This is a genomic window from Arthrobacter sp. SE2 (assembly GCF_058244265.1).
Genome location: NZ_JBZAYA010000005.1, coordinates 172,911 through 189,952 on the forward strand (window position 1 = coordinate 172,911; position 17,042 = coordinate 189,952).

16 protein-coding genes are annotated in these 17,042 nt (G+C 63.2%); 12 read left to right on the plus strand and 4 right to left on the minus strand.

Annotated elements, in window-relative coordinates; genetic code table 11:
* Positions 1 to 34 precede the first annotated feature (34 nt).
* The 12 genes from prcB (at position 35) to AC4CS3_RS09275 (ending at position 13,866) form a co-directional block, all read left to right on the plus strand.
* The gene (gene prcB, locus AC4CS3_RS09220) at positions 35 to 844 is read left to right on the plus strand and encodes a proteasome subunit beta (protein ID WP_490783173.1); all 810 of its coding nucleotides are present in this window, start codon (positions 35 to 37) and stop codon (positions 842 to 844) included.
* Position 845: 1 nt separating this feature from the next.
* The gene (gene prcA / locus AC4CS3_RS09225) at positions 846 to 1,553 is read left to right on the plus strand and encodes a proteasome subunit alpha (RefSeq protein ID WP_345451774.1); all 708 of its coding nucleotides are present in this window, start codon (positions 846 to 848) and stop codon (positions 1,551 to 1,553) included.
* Between the two features lies 1 nt (position 1,554).
* Positions 1,555 to 2,919 (plus strand): Pup--protein ligase, encoded by a 1,365-nt coding sequence (pafA, locus tag AC4CS3_RS09230; protein WP_490783174.1) that lies wholly within the window; start codon positions 1,555 to 1,557, stop codon positions 2,917 to 2,919.
* A gap of 110 nt (positions 2,920 to 3,029) precedes the next feature.
* Complete coding sequence (locus tag AC4CS3_RS09235) at positions 3,030 to 3,974, plus strand: FKBP-type peptidyl-prolyl cis-trans isomerase (protein ID WP_490783175.1); 945 nt, start codon at positions 3,030 to 3,032, stop codon at positions 3,972 to 3,974.
* A gap of 50 nt (positions 3,975 to 4,024) precedes the next feature.
* A complete protein-coding gene (locus tag AC4CS3_RS09240) occupies positions 4,025 to 4,420 on the plus strand; it encodes an FKBP-type peptidyl-prolyl cis-trans isomerase (protein WP_345451770.1) in 396 nt (131 codons plus the stop codon).
* Positions 4,421 to 4,530: 110 nt separating this feature from the next.
* A complete protein-coding gene (locus tag AC4CS3_RS09245) occupies positions 4,531 to 6,537 on the plus strand; it encodes a helix-turn-helix transcriptional regulator (protein ID WP_490783176.1) in 2,007 nt (668 codons plus the stop codon).
* A gap of 20 nt (positions 6,538 to 6,557) precedes the next feature.
* Entirely contained in the window at positions 6,558 to 6,908 is a 351-nt protein-coding gene (locus AC4CS3_RS09250; RefSeq protein ID WP_441413406.1) for a hypothetical protein, read from the plus strand.
* A 32-nt stretch (positions 6,909 to 6,940) separates the two neighbouring features.
* Positions 6,941 to 7,207, plus strand: coding sequence for a Sec-independent protein translocase subunit TatA (gene tatA, locus AC4CS3_RS09255; protein ID WP_490783177.1), 267 nt, complete (start codon positions 6,941 to 6,943; stop codon positions 7,205 to 7,207).
* Between the two features lie 48 nt (positions 7,208 to 7,255).
* Entirely contained in the window at positions 7,256 to 8,050 is a 795-nt protein-coding gene (gene tatC, locus AC4CS3_RS09260; RefSeq protein WP_441413459.1) for a twin-arginine translocase subunit TatC, read from the plus strand.
* Between the two features lie 24 nt (positions 8,051 to 8,074).
* Positions 8,075 to 10,972, plus strand: a complete 2,898-nt coding sequence (locus AC4CS3_RS09265; RefSeq protein WP_490783178.1) for a DEAD/DEAH box helicase — start codon at positions 8,075 to 8,077, stop codon at positions 10,970 to 10,972.
* Between the two features lie 34 nt (positions 10,973 to 11,006).
* Positions 11,007 to 12,683, plus strand: a complete 1,677-nt coding sequence (locus AC4CS3_RS09270; RefSeq protein WP_490783179.1) for an amidohydrolase — start codon at positions 11,007 to 11,009, stop codon at positions 12,681 to 12,683.
* Positions 12,684 to 13,122: 439 nt separating this feature from the next.
* Positions 13,123 to 13,866, plus strand: coding sequence for a polyprenol monophosphomannose synthase (locus tag AC4CS3_RS09275; RefSeq protein ID WP_345451759.1), 744 nt, complete (start codon positions 13,123 to 13,125; stop codon positions 13,864 to 13,866).
* 86 nt (positions 13,867 to 13,952) lie between these two features.
* On the opposite strand, the gene AC4CS3_RS09280 is transcribed toward AC4CS3_RS09275, so the two are convergent.
* From AC4CS3_RS09280 to AC4CS3_RS09295, 4 genes are all read right to left on the minus strand, one after another.
* Complete coding sequence (locus AC4CS3_RS09280) at positions 13,953 to 14,300, minus strand: RNA polymerase-binding protein RbpA (protein WP_059389983.1); 348 nt, start codon at positions 14,298 to 14,300, stop codon at positions 13,953 to 13,955.
* Between the two features lie 242 nt (positions 14,301 to 14,542).
* Positions 14,543 to 15,484, minus strand: a complete 942-nt coding sequence (locus tag AC4CS3_RS09285; protein ID WP_490783180.1) for an SPFH domain-containing protein — start codon at positions 15,482 to 15,484, stop codon at positions 14,543 to 14,545.
* 104 nt (positions 15,485 to 15,588) lie between these two features.
* Complete coding sequence (locus AC4CS3_RS09290) at positions 15,589 to 16,050, minus strand: NfeD family protein (RefSeq protein ID WP_490783181.1); 462 nt, start codon at positions 16,048 to 16,050, stop codon at positions 15,589 to 15,591.
* A gap of 109 nt (positions 16,051 to 16,159) precedes the next feature.
* On the minus strand, positions 16,160 to 17,014 hold the full coding sequence (locus tag AC4CS3_RS09295; RefSeq protein ID WP_490783182.1) for a putative RNA methyltransferase: 855 nt from the start codon (positions 17,012 to 17,014) through the stop codon (positions 16,160 to 16,162).
* Positions 17,015 to 17,042 lie beyond the last annotated feature (28 nt).

Sequence of the window (17,042 nt, forward strand, 5' to 3'; positions counted from 1 at the left end):
GGGCGTCGGATGTCAGAGTCGAAGGAGCGCAGCAATGCAGGATCCATCAGCCGGCCACCTGGCCACCCAAGCAACGTCTTCGTTCATAGAGCATCTGCAACGCTCCAGGCCTGAACTCCTTCCCTTTAGTCAAGTGCTGCCCGCGGGACAGATTCCGCCGGTGCCCCATGCGACAACAATCGTCGCCCTCAGTTACCCCGGCGGCGTCCTGATGGCGGGGGATCGGCGTGCCACGATGGGCAACGTGATCGCCAGCAGGCACATCGAGAAGGTCTTTCCGGCCGACGAATATTCCGTTCTGGGAATTGCCGGGACAGCAGGCCTGGCCATCGACATCACACGGTTGTTCCAGGTGGAACTGGAACACTACGAAAAGATCGAGGGCACGCTGCTGAGCCTGGACGGCAAAGCCAACCGGCTTGGAGCCATGATCCGGGGAAACCTGCCGATGGCCATGCAGGGTCTCGCGGTGATCCCGCTCTTCGCGGGCTTCGACCAGGCAGCCGGCGTGGGACGGCTTTTCTCCTACGATGTCACCGGGGGACGGTACGAGGAACTGGAGCACCATTCGGTCGGTTCGGGTTCCGTCTTCGCACGTGGCGCCTTGAAGAAGCTGTGGCGGCCGAACCTCACCGAAGACGAGGCTGTCGCCGTCGCGGTTGAAGCCCTCTATGACGCCGCCGACGACGACTCCGCCACCGGCGGTCCAGACCCGGTCCGGCAGCTCTGGCCGGTGATATACACCGTCAACCGCGCCGGTGCCCGGCGGGTGCCGGAACGGGAGCTGGCGGCGATCGCCGGATCCATTGTTGAATCGCGAACGGTAGCCGGACGGGAGGCCTGAGATGACCCAGCAGTTTTACGTTTCACCCGAACAACTGATGAAGGACCGCGCGGATTTCGCGCGGAAGGGCATCGCCCGCGGCCGTTCCGTCGTCGTGATCAGTTGCGCTGACGGCATCGCGCTCGTGGCGGAAAACCCGTCGCCGTCGCTCCACAAGATCGGCGAGATCTACGACAAGATCGCGTTCGCCGCCGTGGGGAAATACAACGAGTTCGAGAGCCTTCGGCAAGCGGGTGTCCGCTACGCTGACGTCCGCGGCTATTCATACGATCGCGAGGACGTCACTGCCCGCGGTCTGGCCAGCGTCTATGCGCAGAGCCTTGGCGCCGTCTTCACGGCAGAACAAAAGCCGTTCGAAGTTGAACTTGCGGTTGCAGAGGTCGGGCACACGCAGGCCGAGGACCATCTTTATCGGCTGACTTTCGACGGTTCGATTGCCGACGAGCACGGTTTTGTGGTGATGGGCGGCTTGGCCGAGCAAGTAGCCGAGACCGTGGCCCGCGGTTGGAAGGCTGACCTTGACCTGGCCGGCGCACTGCGACTGGCCGTCAAGGCGCTGGCCACAGACAAGGAAGTGGACGCCCTGCCCGGTACCGCAGTCGAGGCCGCCGTGTTGGACCGAAGTCCGGAAAGCGGGCGCGGATCCCGGCGGGCCTTCCGGCGGCTCAGGGCAGAAGAAATCACGCAGCTGCTGGCAGGGGAGGCCTGAGATGGACAAAAGGATATTCGGGATCGAAACGGAGTTCGGTATTTCGTACTCGAGCCCCGACTCGCGGCCATTGGCTCCCGAGGAAGTCGCCAGGTACCTCTTCCGCAAAGTGGTGAGCTGGGGACGTTCCTCCAACGTCTTCCTGACGAATGGCTCGCGCCTGTACCTGGATGTCGGCTCGCACCCGGAGTACGCCACCGCGGAATGCGACGACCTCGCGCAGCTTATTGCCCACGACCGGGCCGGGGAGCTCATTCTCGATGACCTCGTTGATGAAGCGCAGGCGCGGCTTGCGGCGGAGGGATTCAACGGAACGGTCTACCTGTTCAAGAACAACACCGATTCCGCTGGCAATTCCTATGGCAGCCACGAAAACTACCTGATTCCGCGGCGGGGCGAGTTCTCTCGGCTCGCCGAGATCCTCATTCCCTTCCTCGTCACGCGGCAGCTAATCGCCGGTGCGGGCAAGGTCCTGAAGACACCCCATGGGGCCACGTTCGCGTTCTCCCAGCGTGCCGACCACATTTGGGAAGGCGTGTCCTCCGCGACGACAAGATCCCGCCCCATCATCAACACCCGTGACGAGCCGCACGCCGATGCCGAGTTCTTCCGCCGTCTGCACGTGATCGTCGGCGATTCCAACATGTCCGAGACCACCGCCCTGTTGAAGGTGGGAACGGTGGATCTGCTCCTGCGCATGATTGAGGCCGGAGTGATCATGCGGGACATGCGCATGGAGAACCCCATCCGCAGCATCCGTGAAATCTCGCATGATCTCAGCGGTAAAGCCTTGGTGCGCCTTGCCAACGGCAGGCAACTGACCGCCCTGGACATCCAGCGTGAGTACCTTGCAAAGGTCACAGCCTTTGTAGCATCAAATGGAGCCCACAATCCGCACGTACCTCTCATCCTGGATCTTTGGGAACGGACGCTGGACGCGATCGATAGCGGCGACACCAGCGGAATCGACACGGAAGTGGACTGGGCCATCAAGAAGAAGCTGATGGACGGATACATGCGTCGCCATGGAATCGGCCTCGACTCCTCGCGGATCGCGCAATTGGACCTCACGTATCACGACATCTCGCGCAAGCGCGGACTCTTCTTCCTCCTCCAGTCCCGCGGCGCGGCGCGGCGCCTGGTTGCCGACACCGACATCAAAGATGCCGTGGATGCGCCGCCGCAGACCACCCGGGCAAAACTCCGCGGCGACTTCGTCCGGCGCGCCCAGGAGCTCGGCCGCGACTACACCGTGGATTGGGTCCATCTGAAGTTGAACGACCGTGCGCACCAGACGATTTTGTGCAAGGATCCCTTCCGCAGCGTCGACGAAAGAGTGGATGCACTCCTGGACTCGATGATCTGACTCCCAGTTTCACCAGCTACTCTGGAGGTTGGCCTTTTAACAGGCCTCTACGCGCATGGCCGAGCCTGGCCCGTCCATGCCCTCCTTTTGCCCCGACGAAAGTTCAATTTGTGCGACGTCTACTAGCAATTCTTATCCCCGGCCTCTTGCTGATTACCGCCTGCGGCGGTAATCCGGCAACAACAGCAACCCCGGAGCCCACCAGTCAGTCCGCCGGCGAAGTCGCCAAGCTGGATTCCCTCAAGGTCTCCGACAATGGAGACAAGAAGGCACCCGGCCTGGAATTCAATAAGCCGCTGGACGTGACGCAGCCGACCATCAAGATGGTCAGCGACGGCACCGGCGACAAGGTGAAAGCCGGACAGGTGGCGCAGATCACCTACATTGCCGTCGACGGCAAGGACGGCAAGACCCTCGAAGACACATTCCCGACAGGGTCCCAGCCCGTCGAACTGAACGACCAGCTCAAGACCGGCAGCGCTGTGCTTTACAACGCCCTGGTCGGTGCGAAGGTGGGCGCTGACATCGCTTTCGCCGTTCCGGGGACTCCGGCGTCGGCTGAAGCAACCGCAACGTCATCCCAGCTGGTGGTGTTCAAGGTCACTGGCGTCAAGGACGCAGTCAAGCCCCTGGCCAAGCCCGAGGGCGATACCGTTACTCCGCCCGCCGGCCTCCCCACGGTCAAGGTCGATGACAAGGGAATTCCGCAGATTTCCGTCGACGGCGCGAAGGCTCCGGAGGCCCTCGTCTCGCAGGACCTCATCAAGGGCAAGGGCGCAGTCGTCAAGGAGACAGACACCCTGACGGTCAACTACGTCGGCGTCACCTTGGCTGATGGCAAGAAGTTCGACTCCAGCTACGACAAGGGCCAGACCGCCAGCTTCGCGCTCAACGGCGTCATCAAGGGCTGGACGCAAGGACTTGCGGGCAAGACCGTCGGTTCCCGTGTCCTCCTGGTCATCCCCAAGAGCCTCGCATATGGCGACGCCGCCGCAGGCCAGGGCCAGCCCACGGGCGACCTCGTCTTCGTCGTCGACATCCTGGGCGCCCAGTAACCTTCCGCAAACCCCCAATAACACCGTCACTATCACATTGAGGAGTACCTATGTCATTTGGTCAGCGCGATTACGACCGCACCAAGCCGGAGATCGACTTCCCGGAGGGCGACGTCCCCACGGAACTTGTTATCAAGGACATCGTCGTTGGTGACGGCGCCGAGGCCAAGGCCGGCGACACCGTCTCGACCCACTACGTTGGCGTTGCCTGGTCCACCGGCGAGGAATTCGACGCATCATGGGGCCGTGGCGCACCGCTGGACTTCCGCGTGGGAGTCGGCCAGGTCATCCAGGGTTGGGACCAAGGACTCCTTGGCATGAAGGTCGGCGGCCGCCGTCGCCTCGAGATCCCCTCCGAGCTTGCCTACGGTTCCCGTGGCGCCGGCGGGGCCATCAAACCCAACGAAGCCCTGATCTTCGTGGTGGACCTCGTGGCAGTCCGCTAGGTTTCGCAGCACTAAGTTCCACTGCTTGGGAAGGCGCGTCTGCAGCCGGAGAAATCCGGCTGCAGACGCGCCTTCCGCCTTTACCGGAGGAATTTAGTAACGTAGCAAGCGTGTCCGCATCACGAACCGAACGACTCCTGAACCTCCTGATCGCCCTCCTGAACACGAAATACGGGCTGTCCCGGGCCGTTCTCAGGCAGAAGGTCTATCACGACGCCGGCGACAGCGACGTCGCGTTCGGACGCATGTTTGAACGGGACAAGTCAGAACTGAAGCGGTTTGGCTTCGACATCGAAACCCTCCTCGACCACGGGTTCGGCTCGGACGATCCAGCTTCGACCCGCTACCGCATCGGCAAGGAATCCAATCGCCTGCCGTATGTGCACCTGACCCCGGCCGAGGGCACGGTATTACTGCTGGCTGCGCAGCTATGGGAACGCGCGGCGCTCGGCTCAGCCGCTGCAAGCGCGCTACGGAAGCTGCAGGCTTCCGGCGACCTTGCCGACGTCGAACTCCCGGCCGGCGTCCAGCCGCGCATCAAGCCCGCCGGCCAGGCCTTTGACGACATCATCGTGGCCATGAACGGCCAGCACCCCGTGGGTTTCGGCTACCGTGCCGCGAGCACCGGCAAAGACGAACGCCGCATGGTAGAGCCTTGGGGCCTCGGGAGCCGGTTCGGCCAGTGGTACCTGGTGGGCTTCGACCGGGGCCGGAACGCGAAACGCTTTTTCCGGCTGTCCCGGATGACGAGCGACGTTCATGTTGAGACCGGGTATCACTGTGAGATACCGGCAGGGTTTGATACCCGCGCTGAATTGGACAGCCTCAGCGAACTTCCCCTGCAGGAAGCCCACCTCGACGTCGCCGAAGGCCGTTTGCTGGGTCTTCGCAAGCGCGCGGTGAGTGTCACCGGGGCCAGGGGCGCCAGCGGCTTCCAGGCGGGCAAGGACCGCCTCTCCGTGCCGTTCCGGGACAGTGAGCTGCTCGCAGAAGAACTGGCCTCCTATGGTCCCCACGTGCTTGTGGCCGGACCTGCCGAACTGCGCGACGCCGTGATCCGGCGCCTTGAAGCTGCCGCCGCGTTCGGCTCGAGCCCCGCCGTCGAGGTCCGCTTCTCCGGCGCCGGACCGGCGCCGCGGGCGCGCAAGCGGACCTCGGAAGACCAACTCAACCGCATGCTCCAGCTGGTCCCGTTCCTCGTCCACAACCAGGGCCTGCCCATCCAGGAGGTGGCAGACCGTTTCGGTGTCACCCGTGAGGAACTCGTCGACGACCTGAAGATCCTGATTTGCTCCGGCCGCCCCGAAGGCTATCCGGATGACTTGTTCGATATCGATTGGGAAAACGAGCACGTCTACATCCGCGAGCACCTCGAACTCAACCGGCCCATCGGCTTCAGTGTCGATGAGGCTTGCGCCCTGCTGACGGGCTTGGCGACCCTGGGCGGACTTCCCGCCCAGGCCGGAATGTCAGAGGACGAGCAAAGCGGAGCCCTGGAGTCCGTGACCCTGAAGCTCACCGGCGCTGCGGGGGAGGCCGGCCGTCTGGCGGCGGCCGTCGCCGGCCCGCCCGTCACCCCGGCCGAGGCCGGACCGTTCGACACGATCACCCGGGCGATTCAGTCGGGTCATCAATTGCGGCTTCGCTACCTGTCACAGCAACGCGACTCGGTTTCCGAACGGGACGTCGACCCTTTCCGGCTCTATTCCTTGGACAACACCTGGTACTTCGAGGCGTACTGCCACAGCAAAGCCGGTCTGCGGAACTTCCGCCTCGACCGTATCGAGGAGATCGCGCCCAACGGCCGTCCGGTTTCCAAGAGTGCGGGCGCCGAGGAAGGCGTCCCGGTGAAGCTGTACACGCACAACGACGACGACGTCGTCGTTGTCCTCCAATTGACCCGGCAGGGCGTAGGGCTGGCGGATGACTATTATGCGGATCGGACGGCAGTGCTCCCTGACGGCGGCTTGCTCGCCGAGGTACGGTTCGGAAACGCGGACTGGTTGCCGATGTTCGTTGCGCAGCATGGCGGTGTTGCCCGTATTTTGCAGCCCGCAGAGCTTGCCGACGCCTCGGCAGCCTGGGTGGCTGCCGCACTTGCCCAATACAAGCAATGAAGGCTGGTTAGACTACTCAAATGCCTTGGTGGTCCTGGATCCTTTTATGGCTCGCGCTGATTGCGGTGTCGCTGCTTTGCTATGTCCTGCTGGGCGTCCGGCTTTTCCGGAAGTTCATGGCCACGGTGCACGAATTGAGTGCCGCAGGGGAGCGGCTAGGTCACCGCTCGCACCTTCCCGATCGCGCCGACGACGACGGCGAGGCGTCGGTGAAAGTGTTCGGCGCAGCCGTTTTTGCCTCACCGGAACAGATGCGTCATGATTACGTGACGGCCAAGGCCTCCCGCCAGGAAGTGCGTCGCCAAAAGCGCGTTAAGCGCAAAGCAGAACGGGGCCAACCCCAGTCTCTGCACGACATCGATTTCAGTTAGACGTAGGATGTATTCCAACGAAAGGACTTCCCGTGGGACGACTATTTGATGGCCCCTGGCCAATTGTCATTATCATCATCGTGGCCCTGTTGCTGTTCGCGGCACCCAAGCTGCCTGCCATGGCCCGCAGCCTCGGCCAGTCGATGCGCATCATCAGATCCGAAGTCAAGGAAATGAAGAACGACGGCAAGCCGGCGGCCAAGGACGACACGGACCCCGTTGAAGGCAAAGTGGTCAACCACCCCGAAGCGAACAAGGGCGGTAACGACACTGACGTTCCGCCTGCAACCCGTAGCTAAGCAGTAGTGGCAACGAAGACGGGCCGCAAAGCCAACCCCGAAGGGCGGATGGCGCTCCTAGACCACCTGAAGGAGCTTAAGAATCGGCTGATCAAGTCTGCTATCGGCGTTCTCCTAGGCGCCGTGGCAGGGTGGTTCCTCTATGAGCCCGTAGTCAACAGCCTGTCGGATCCGTTGATCAAGATCGCCGAAGAGACCAAGCGAACCGCGGTCCTGAACTTCGCGAGCGTAGGGGATCCTTTCGACTTCAAGCTACGCATTGCCATTCAGATCGGCTTGGTGCTCTCGAGCCCCATCTGGATCTACCAGGTCTGGGCCTTCATTACTCCCGGCCTGACCAAGAAAGAGCGCCGCTACACGCTCGGGTACATGGCCGCGGCGGTGCCGTTGTTCCTGGCTGGCGTGTATGTCGCATGGACGGTCATCCCGAACGTAGTGCGCGCACTGCTGCAGTTCACGCCACAAAACGGCGCCAACAACATCGACGCATCCCAGTACCTGACATTCGCCACGCATATGCTTCTTTTCCTCGGCATCGCCTTCCTGGTGCCGGTGGTGTTGGTGGGCGTCAACATGGCGGGCATCTTGAGCGGCAGGACAATACTCAAGGCCTGGCGCATCACGGTCTTCCTCGTGTTTGTCCTGGCAGCCGTTGCCGCGCCCGGTGCGGACGCGCTGTCAATGTTCATGCTCGCCGGTCCGCTCTTGGTGCTCTTCTTCGCCGCGATCGGACTCTGCATGCTGAACGACAAACGTCGCGCGCGCCAGCAGTCGAAGATTACCGCCGAGACGGAAGCCACAGCCGACGTCGCCACACCTGCCTCCGATCTGGAGAATCTGTAGTCTCACGGCCACTAGGCTTGAAGCATGTCCTCCAATTCAGGGGCCCTTTCGCCCTCAGAAGCCTTTCACGCCGCAGCGCAACGGAGTGCTGAGTCGAAAACCTATCTTGGTACCTTTGCCCAGACACTGGAGTTCGAGCTTGACGATTTCCAGCGGGACGCGTGCCGTTCGCTCCAGGAAGGCAAGGGAGTCCTCGTGGCGGCGCCCACGGGGGCCGGGAAGACAATCGTCGGCGAGTTCGCCATCTACCTGGCGCTCGAACGCGGGCTCAAGGCGTTCTATACAACGCCCATCAAAGCACTAAGCAACCAGAAGTTCTCCGAGCTCTCGGCGAAGTACGGTGCCTCAAACGTGGGACTGCTGACCGGTGACACCACCATCAACGGCGAGGCTCCCATTGTGGTGATGACCACTGAGGTCCTGAGGAACATGCTGTACGCGGACTCGGACACCCTGGGGGACCTTGGCTACGTCGTGATGGATGAGGTGCACTACCTGGCAGACCGCTTCCGCGGTGCAGTCTGGGAGGAGGTGATCATCCACCTGCCCAGCGAGGTGCAAGTGGTTTCCCTTAGCGCCACGGTGTCCAACGCGGAAGAGTTTGGTGCGTGGCTGGACACAGTGCGCGGACACACGGATGTGATTGTCTCCGAACACCGTCCCGTCCCCTTGTGGCAGCACGTCATGGTGGGGCGTGAGATCGTCGATCTCTTCGCCGGGGATACCAGCTTTGACGAAATCGCTCCCGAGGCGCCGGAGGGCGAAGCGCCCGCGCCGGAGGCAGTACGGGAGCCGGACCGGAATCCCTTGCCGAGGGAATTCGAGGTCAACCCGGAGCTATTGTCGATGGCCCGGGCGGAAAGCCAGATGAACTTCCGTGGCCGCTTCGGCCACGGCGGACGCAGCCGCCGCCGGCAGGACCGTCAGCGTGACAACACTGTCAGCGAGCAGCGCAGCCCGGTGCGCAAGGCCAGCCGGCCCCAGATCATTGCGAGCCTGGACCGCCAAGGGCTGCTTCCCGCCATTACCTTCATTTTTTCCCGCGCCGGCTGCGATGGGGCGGTGGCGCAGTGTGCCGCGGCCGGGCTGTGGCTGACCACAGAGCGGGAACAACAGATCATCGCGTCCCGGGTGGATGAGGCGAGCCGCGAGATTCCCGCAGATGACCTCGATGTCCTGGGCTTTTGGAGTTGGCGTGACGGCCTGCTCCGGGGGCTCGCGGCGCACCACGCCGGTTTGCTGCCGACCTTCAAGGAAGTCGTCGAGAAACTCTTCGCCGATGGCCTGGTGAAAGCAGTTTTTGCCACGGAGACCCTCGCTCTTGGCGTCAACATGCCCGCCCGCTGCGTCGTCCTGGAGAAGCTCGACAAGTTCAACGGCGAAGCGCACGTCAACATCACCGCGGGGGAGTACACCCAGTTGACCGGCCGTGCGGGAAGGCGTGGAATCGACGTCGAAGGCCACGCCGTGGTCCTTTGGCAGCCGGGTACTGATCCTGCCGCCGTCGCCGGCCTCGCTTCGCGGCGCACCTATCCGCTCAATTCAAGCTTCCGCCCTACGTACAACATGAGCATCAACCTGATTGCCCAGTTCGGTCGGCCGAGGGCACGGCAAATCCTCGAATCGTCGTTCGCCCAGTTCCAGGCGGACCGTTCCGTGGTGGGGCTGGCCCGCCAAGTTCGAAGCCGTGAAGAATCCTTGGCCGGTTACGCCGAGTCCATGAAATGCCACCTGGGCGACTTCACCGAGTACGCGAAGCTTCGGCGCGATCTCAGCGACGCCGAGCAATTTGCCTCCAGAAGCACGTCCCGGGCCCGTAAGTCCCTGACCGTGGACTCCCTCTCCCGGCTTATGCCCGGCGACATCGTCAAAGTTCCGGGCGGACGCACGCCAGGTTACGCCGTCGTACTCAACGCCGATCCCGACTCGCGTGAACCGCGCCCCGCGGTCCTCACGGAAGACAACCAGCTCCACAGGATCGGTGCCCACGAAGTCGAAGGTCCGGTCACTCCCGTGTCCTGGATCCGGATTCCGAAGTCCTTCAACGCGAAGCTGCCCAAATCCCGTCGTGATCTGGCATCCGCCATGCGGAATGCCGTGCGGGAGGGGCGTCCGCCGGCCCGCGGCACGAACCGGAGCGAGGACTTCGGCCGTGCCCGGTACATGCCGGACCAGGAAAAGAAGATCGCAGACCTCCGCCGGGCATTGCGCGCCCATCCTTGCCACGGCTGCAGCGAACGCGAGGACCATGCCCGCTGGGCCGAGCGTTGGTGGAAGCTTCGCCATGAGACCGACGGGCTCGTCCGGCAGATCCAGGGCCGCACCAACACGATCGCTAAGACATTCGACCGTGTGTGCGATGTCCTCGCCGCCTACGGTTACCTCCAGACCTCCGACGCCGGCCATGTCACCATCAGCGCGGACGGCCAGCGCCTGCGCCGCATCTACGGCGAAAAGGACCTGCTGATCTCCCAATCCATCCGCCAAGGGGCCATCAAGGACCTCGATGGCGCCGAGCTGGCTGCGCTGGCGAGCACGATGGTCTACCAAGCCAAGCGCGATGATCGCGGCCTGCGACCCAAAATGCCGTCCGTTTCCCTCGAAACATCCGTGGACATCGTGGTGCGTGAATGGTCTGCGCTGGAGGACGTCGAGGACAAGAACAGGCTGCCCTTGACCGCCGAGCCTGAACTCGGCCTCGTCTGGCCCATCTTCAAATGGGCGAAGGGCCGCCATCTCCAAGAGGTCCTCAGCGGCACCGACCTCGCCGCAGGTGACTTTGTGCGCTGGGCGAAGCAGGTCATCGACCTGCTGGACCAGATGGCCAAGATTCCAGGTCTTGAACGACGCCAAACCAAGATGTGCCGCGAAGCGATCGATCTGGTCCGCCGCGGCGTCGTCGCGTACTCCAACGTCTCCTGACACACCACACAGATTCCCAGCAAGGAGCATATCCATGACCCATTCAGGCGCGCCCGCCGAAACCCGGCCCCGCAAGGTCACGATGTACCGGAACGGCTCCGTCTATACAGCCGCCGATCCCTTCGCGAGCGCAATGCTGGTTGACGGAGACACTGTTGCCTGGGTTGGTTCGGAGCAGGCAGCTACGTCGATCGCGGATTCTTCGATGGAAGTCATTGATCTCCGGGGAGCTTTGCTGGCGCCCGGCTTCGTAGACTCTCACATGCATCTCACGGAGACCGGAATTGCTTCCGATTCCCTCCAACTCACCGGGGTACGCTCGGCACGGGAACTGCTCGACGCCGTCGCCCTGGCCGCCAAGGCTCTTGGTACCACCGGCGTCGTGCTTGGCCACGGTTGGGATGAGTCGGTGTGGCACGAAAAGACCCTGCCCACGCCGGAGGAGCTCGACCGCGCCGCGGGCGGGCGCAAGGTGTACCTGGCGCGCGTGGATGCGCACTCTGCCCTTGCCTCATCCTCCTTGGCGTCCGCGGCGGGACTGGACGGCCTTGACGGCTACGACGGTTCGGCGCACGTCCTGAGGGCCGCCCACACCGCTGCGCGGCTGGTCGCCAGGCAGTTCCCCGACGCCGAACGCCGCCGTTACCAGGAGCTGGCCCTTCGGGAGGCTGCGGCCAACGGCTATGTCGCCTTGGCCGAAATGGCGGCCCCGCACATTTGCAGTGCAGACGACCTTCGGATGTCTTCGTCGTGGAACTCCGCGTCGTGGAACGAGGGCAGCGTGGGCGTCCCCGGAATCCTTCCCTATTGGGGCGAACTCGCCACATCGGCCGAGCACGCCTCTGCCATCCTGGAAGGCTTGGGGGTGCCCGTTCTTGGCCTGGCGGGGGACTTGAACATCGATGGTTCCATCGGTTCGCGGACGGCTGCCCTCAGCGCAGACTACGCCGACGCTCCGGGCCACCGCGGAAGCCTCTACATCTCGGTCGACGAAGCTGCCGGCCACATTGCGGCCTGTTCGGCGCTCGGTATCCAGGCAGGCTTCCACGTCATTGGCGACGCGGGACTGAAGACGGCACTGGATGCCTTTGACCTTGCCGCGTCGGAGGTGGGGGAGCAGCGGGTCCGTGCCGCCGCGCACCGCCTCGAGCATGTGGAAATGGCGGACGCCGGCGATCTCGCCCGGCTTGCGAAGTATTCGATTACAGTGAGCGCACAGCCGGCCTTCGATGCCGCCTGGGGCGGGGCAGGGAAAATGTACGATCAGCGTCTGGGGGCGCGAAGTGTGGCCATGAACCCTTTCGCTTCGTACTACTCCACCGGCGTGCCGGTGTGCTTTGGAAGCGATAGTCCGGTCACCCCGTTGCGCCCATGGTCCAGCGTCAGGGCATGCCTGGAACACAGCAATCCGGATCAACGCATTTCGGCACGGGCAGCTTTCCTCGGGCACACCCGTGCCGGTTGGCGGGCCGGCCAGGAGCGCAATCCGCTGATGGGGCAATTGGTTCCCGGAGCCCCTGCAAGTTTTGCGGTGTGGGAAGTTGAAGAGCTGATGGTGCAAGTGGCCGATGACCGCGTTCAGTCGTGGTCCACCGATCCACGCGCACGGACGCCCCTCCTCCCCGCGCTGGACAGTGGTAGCGATCCCGCTTGCCTGCAGACTATGCGCGAAGGCCAGGAGATCTTCGCGAGTGAAAATTTGCGGTCATAGTTGCATATGGCTTTGCTGGTACTGAAGGCCCCTGACCTGCGTGTATGGACAAAGCCCCAGCTCAGGCGGCGCTTGACAAGATTTGTGAAGTCCGTAGCATTTAGGGTCAACAGGCTTCCACAGGGAATACCTGGTTGTCTGGCCGCGGTGGGGTCCGCTGCCAAAAACAGTTATCGGACCCGGTTTCCAAGACCGTGGCACTCGTAGTGGGCAGGTCCACTGTGCCGCAGAAAACGGTTCGGCCTCGAGTTCAACACACCGGGCCGGCACTGGACCTGGGCGAGTGGACCTGCCCGCGACCAAGCGCGACCCGTGTGGCGGACGCCACAGGTGGCCCTAGGTACGGCAAGTTGTCGTTCTATAATGGAGAGTTGCGCCTGAATGCCAGCCACGCTGCTGCTCCGGCCGACTGACCGCTCCATCAAGGAAAGGCCTCTTCTTGCGTGTCCTGACGATCATCCCCACGTACAACGAGCTGGAATCGCTACCCAAGACCCTCGGACGGCTGCGCGCGGCTGTGCCCGCGTCCGACGTCCTGGTTGTCGATGACAACAGCCCTGACGGCACGGGACAGCTCGCCGACAGCATCGCAGCCGAGGATAGCCAGGTCCATGTCCTGCACCGCAAGGGCAAGGAAGGCCTTGGAGCAGCGTACATTGCCGGATTCAAATGGGGCCTGGCGGCCGGCTACGACGTCCTCGTCGAGATGGACGCCGATGGTTCGCACCAGCCCGAGCAACTTCCGTTGCTGCTGGATGCGATCAACGACGGCGCCGACCTCGCCATGGGTTCACGCTGGGTTCCGGGTGGCGGCACGGTGAACTGGCCGCTCTATCGTCAAGCGATTTCGCGCACGGGAAGCACCTATGCCCGGCTCATGCTTGGCTTGAAGATCAAAGACATCACCGGCGGCTACCGTGCGTTCCGGCGCAGCACCCTGGAGGCGCTCAAGCTGGACCAGGTGGAATCGGTTGGCTACGGCTTCCAGGTGGACCTGGCGTGGCGGGTCGCCAAGCTTGGCTTGAAGATCGTCGAACGCCCCATCACCTTCGTTGAGCGCGAGCTCGGGGCCTCCAAGATGAGCGGCAACATTGTTGTTGAGGCCATGATCAACGTCACCAAGTGGGGGCTCGCCTCGCGCTGGGCCGCCTTGACCGGGAAGAAGACCCCGGTCTCAAAGTAGGTCCAACAGAAAAGGCCGGGTCCGCGCTCCGTGAAGAGTGCGGACCCGGCCTTCGTGGTGAAACTGTTCCCTTGGGAACTGTGCCGCTATGCCGAGCGGCGTTCCCCACGACGTTCGCGCAGGATGTTCAGGCGGTCTTCGAGGATCTGCTCGAGCTCGGGAAGGCTGCGGCGTTCCAGCAGCATATCCCAGTGGGTGCGGACGGCCTTTTCGTTGGTGTCAACGGGGCGTTCGCCATCAACCAGGAGCGCTTCCTTGCCGGTCTTGGAAACCCAGACGGGAGGGATCTCGGCTTCGGAGGAGAAGGTGACGAAGACCTGCTCTCCGTCCGCGCAGCGGTATTCAACCCGCTGACGCGGCGCCGGCTCCACACCGGATTCGGTTTCCATGCTCTGGGCGCCAAGACGCATGCCCCGCAGGCTGCGATCGCTCATGATTACTCCCTCTGTCTGTTCGCGGAACCATGCTCCGCGCTAGCCGGACGCCGCAAGGCGTCGCCCGGACTACTGTCTGCACACGTTGCATCACTAGATGAAACGCCTGACCAAGCGTTAATGTTCCGTTCGGATTGAACCGGCCGGACAAATACACCATTATACGCGGATCGAAGCTGACAGGACAAAGTGAAGGGGACCGGCCAGGGAATTTGGCCGGTCCCCCTGCAAACTATCCGCGGTTACGCCGGCGGTTCTTGTGTGGAATCGCTGAACAAGTCGGCGACGCCAGATCCGCCGTTGGCGCCACCCAGCGCACCGCCGATGCCCTTGAGGGCCTCACCGACCTCGCTGGGGATGATCCATAGCTTGTTGGATGATCCCTCCGCGATCTTCGGCAGGATCTGAAGGTACTGATACGCCAGTAGCTTTTGATCCGGGTTGCCCTTGTGGATGGCGTCGAAGACCTTCTGAATGGCCTGGGCTTCGCCATCTGCGCGGAGGATCGCTGCCTTGGCGTCACCCTCTGCGGCCAGGATTGCAGCTTGCCGTTGCCCCTCGGCCGTCAGGATCTGCGATTGCTTGGTGCCTTCGGCGGTCAGAATTGCAGCACGACGGTCCCGCTCGGCCCGCATCTGCTTCTCCATTGAGTCCTGGATGGAGTGCGGCGGGTCGATTGCCTTGAGTTCGACGCGCGAAACGCGGATTCCCCAGCGCCCGGTGGCTTCGTCGAGGACCCCCCGGAGCTGGCCGTTGATCTGGTCGCGGGAGGTGAGCGCTTCTTCAAGATTCAAGCCGCCCACGACGTTGCGGAGCGTCGTGGTGGTCAGCTGTTCAACGGCCTGAATGTAGTTGGCGATCTCGTAGGTCGCGGCCCGGGGATCCGTGACCTGGAAGTAGACCACGGTGTCGATCGAGACAACCAGGTTGTCCTCGGTAATCACCGGCTGCGGCGGGAAGGAAACCACTTGTTCTCGAAGATCCAACAGCGGCAGCAGGCGGTCGACAAACGGGATCAGGATGGTGAGCCCGGGGTTGAGTGTGCGCTGGTACTTACCGAGGCGTTCTACGACGCCGGCGCGCGCTTGCGGGATGATCCTGATCGAGCGAACCAAAACGATAATCACGAATATGACGAGAACTAGCAGCACGATCGCGGCTGCAGTTCCTCCCAAGCTGTCCATACATCTCCTTCATTCCCCAGTTACGTATTTGATGCGGCTAAGTGCGGTAATGGGCCGATCGCTCGTCGTCGAACATTGCGGCTTGTGCCATGGCGGGACGCTGCTCAGTGAGGGCTGTCTTCCGCTGTGGAAGCGACTACCGCCGTCGCGCCGTCAATCCTGGTGACGTGCACGGTCTGGCCGGCGTCGATGATTCCAGCCGCGCTGCGGGCGCTCCACACGTCGCCGCCGATCTTGACCAGTCCTGCGGTCGCGGTGACCGGCTCCATGACGAGCGCTGATTGGCCGATCAGGCGGTCCACATTGGTACGTTGCTCGGCGGGCCCCTTGTGCAAATGCTTGAGTGCGATAGGGCGGACGAATGCGATCATCAGCAGGGACACGATGCAAAAGACGACGATCTGCAACCAGAGATCGGCCCCGGCAAAGTCAGCGGCGAGGGCAGCCAGCGCGCCGGCCCCGAGCATGATGAAGAAGAAGCTGAGCGTCAGCATCTCCACCACGGCGAAAGCAAGAAACACCGTGAGCCAGAGGGCCCACCAGTTGCTGCCAAGCCATTCAAACATCGTTCCCCCTGTTTCCGGACCTGCGGCAGCAGCCGGCCTGATCCGGACTGCAGCGTCGGCAAGATCACAGTCGCTGTTTTTCCATCCTAGCCCGGCGCGAAGGTTCCCGTTAGGAGCCGTCCTCCGGCGCTGTGAAAACGCTGAGGGTGAACTTCGCAGTGGCGTGGACGGACGTTTCCGTGGCCGTCGACGCCAGGAGGGCGGAGCGTTCAAGGTGGTGGCCTGCCGGTCCCATGAAGGCGACATCGGCGAGGTCCCGGCCGTCGAGTTTGAGGTCCACGTCGAGTTGAATGGTGTCCGCGAGGGTGAAGAACTCCTGCATGGACTCCGCAAGCCGCTCGTCTTTGCCCGGCTCAATGCCCAGCATTCCGGTCCGTTCGGCAATCTCCCCAAGGTGTCCGTTGCGCGGAGTCACCACGATCACCCGGCCGCCTGGACGCAGAACCCGGGAAAATTCCGGGGGATTCCGCGGTGCGAAGACCACGATGATGGCATCTACGGCATGGTCGGCGATCGGCAGGGGACGCCAGACGTCCCACACGAGATTGATGGCGCCGGGATTCAACCGTGCTGCGCGGCGGAGTGCGAACTTCGAGATGTCGATGCCGATTGCCGCTGTAGGAGTGCGGTCCAGCACTGTGCGCAGGTAGTGGCCGGTGCCGGTCCCTGAATCCAGGATGAGGGATCCCGGTGCCGACAGTACCGGTGACGCCAGCTCCGCGATCGCCTCAGCGAGGGGAGCGTAATGGCCCGCGCCCAGGAAGTCGTTGCGGGCTGCGACCATCTCTGCCGTGTCGGCCTCGAAGACCGTGCCCTTGCCGCTGAGCAGGTTGAAGTAGCCCTGTTTGGCGGCGTCGAAACTGTGGCCGGCGACGCAACGCAAGGATAATGGCGCTGCCCCGCCCAGGCCGAACGGACCCTGGCATACCGGGCAGCGCAGGGCAGGGACGGCGTCGGAAAGCATACGGACAATCCTACGGCGGCCGGAGTGG

Coding starts and splice junctions, on each gene's coding strand:
- prcB (WP_490783173.1), top strand. CDS start 35: ATGCAGGATCCATCAGCCGGCCACCTGGCCACCCAAGCAACGTCTTCG.
- prcA (WP_345451774.1), top strand. CDS start 846: ATGACCCAGCAGTTTTACGTTTCACCCGAACAACTGATGAAGGACCGC.
- pafA (WP_490783174.1), top strand. CDS start 1,555: ATGGACAAAAGGATATTCGGGATCGAAACGGAGTTCGGTATTTCGTAC.
- AC4CS3_RS09240 (WP_345451770.1), top strand. CDS start 4,025: ATGTCATTTGGTCAGCGCGATTACGACCGCACCAAGCCGGAGATCGAC.
- AC4CS3_RS09250 (WP_441413406.1), top strand. CDS start 6,558: ATGCCTTGGTGGTCCTGGATCCTTTTATGGCTCGCGCTGATTGCGGTG.
- tatC (WP_441413459.1), top strand. CDS start 7,256: ATGGCGCTCCTAGACCACCTGAAGGAGCTTAAGAATCGGCTGATCAAG.
- AC4CS3_RS09265 (WP_490783178.1), top strand. CDS start 8,075: ATGTCCTCCAATTCAGGGGCCCTTTCGCCCTCAGAAGCCTTTCACGCC.
- AC4CS3_RS09270 (WP_490783179.1), top strand. CDS start 11,007: ATGACCCATTCAGGCGCGCCCGCCGAAACCCGGCCCCGCAAGGTCACG.
- AC4CS3_RS09280 (WP_059389983.1), bottom strand. CDS start 14,300: ATGAGCGATCGCAGCCTGCGGGGCATGCGTCTTGGCGCCCAGAGCATG.
- AC4CS3_RS09285 (WP_490783180.1), bottom strand. CDS start 15,484: ATGGACAGCTTGGGAGGAACTGCAGCCGCGATCGTGCTGCTAGTTCTC.
- AC4CS3_RS09290 (WP_490783181.1), bottom strand. CDS start 16,050: ATGTTTGAATGGCTTGGCAGCAACTGGTGGGCCCTCTGGCTCACGGTG.
- AC4CS3_RS09295 (WP_490783182.1), bottom strand. CDS start 17,014: ATGCTTTCCGACGCCGTCCCTGCCCTGCGCTGCCCGGTATGCCAGGGT.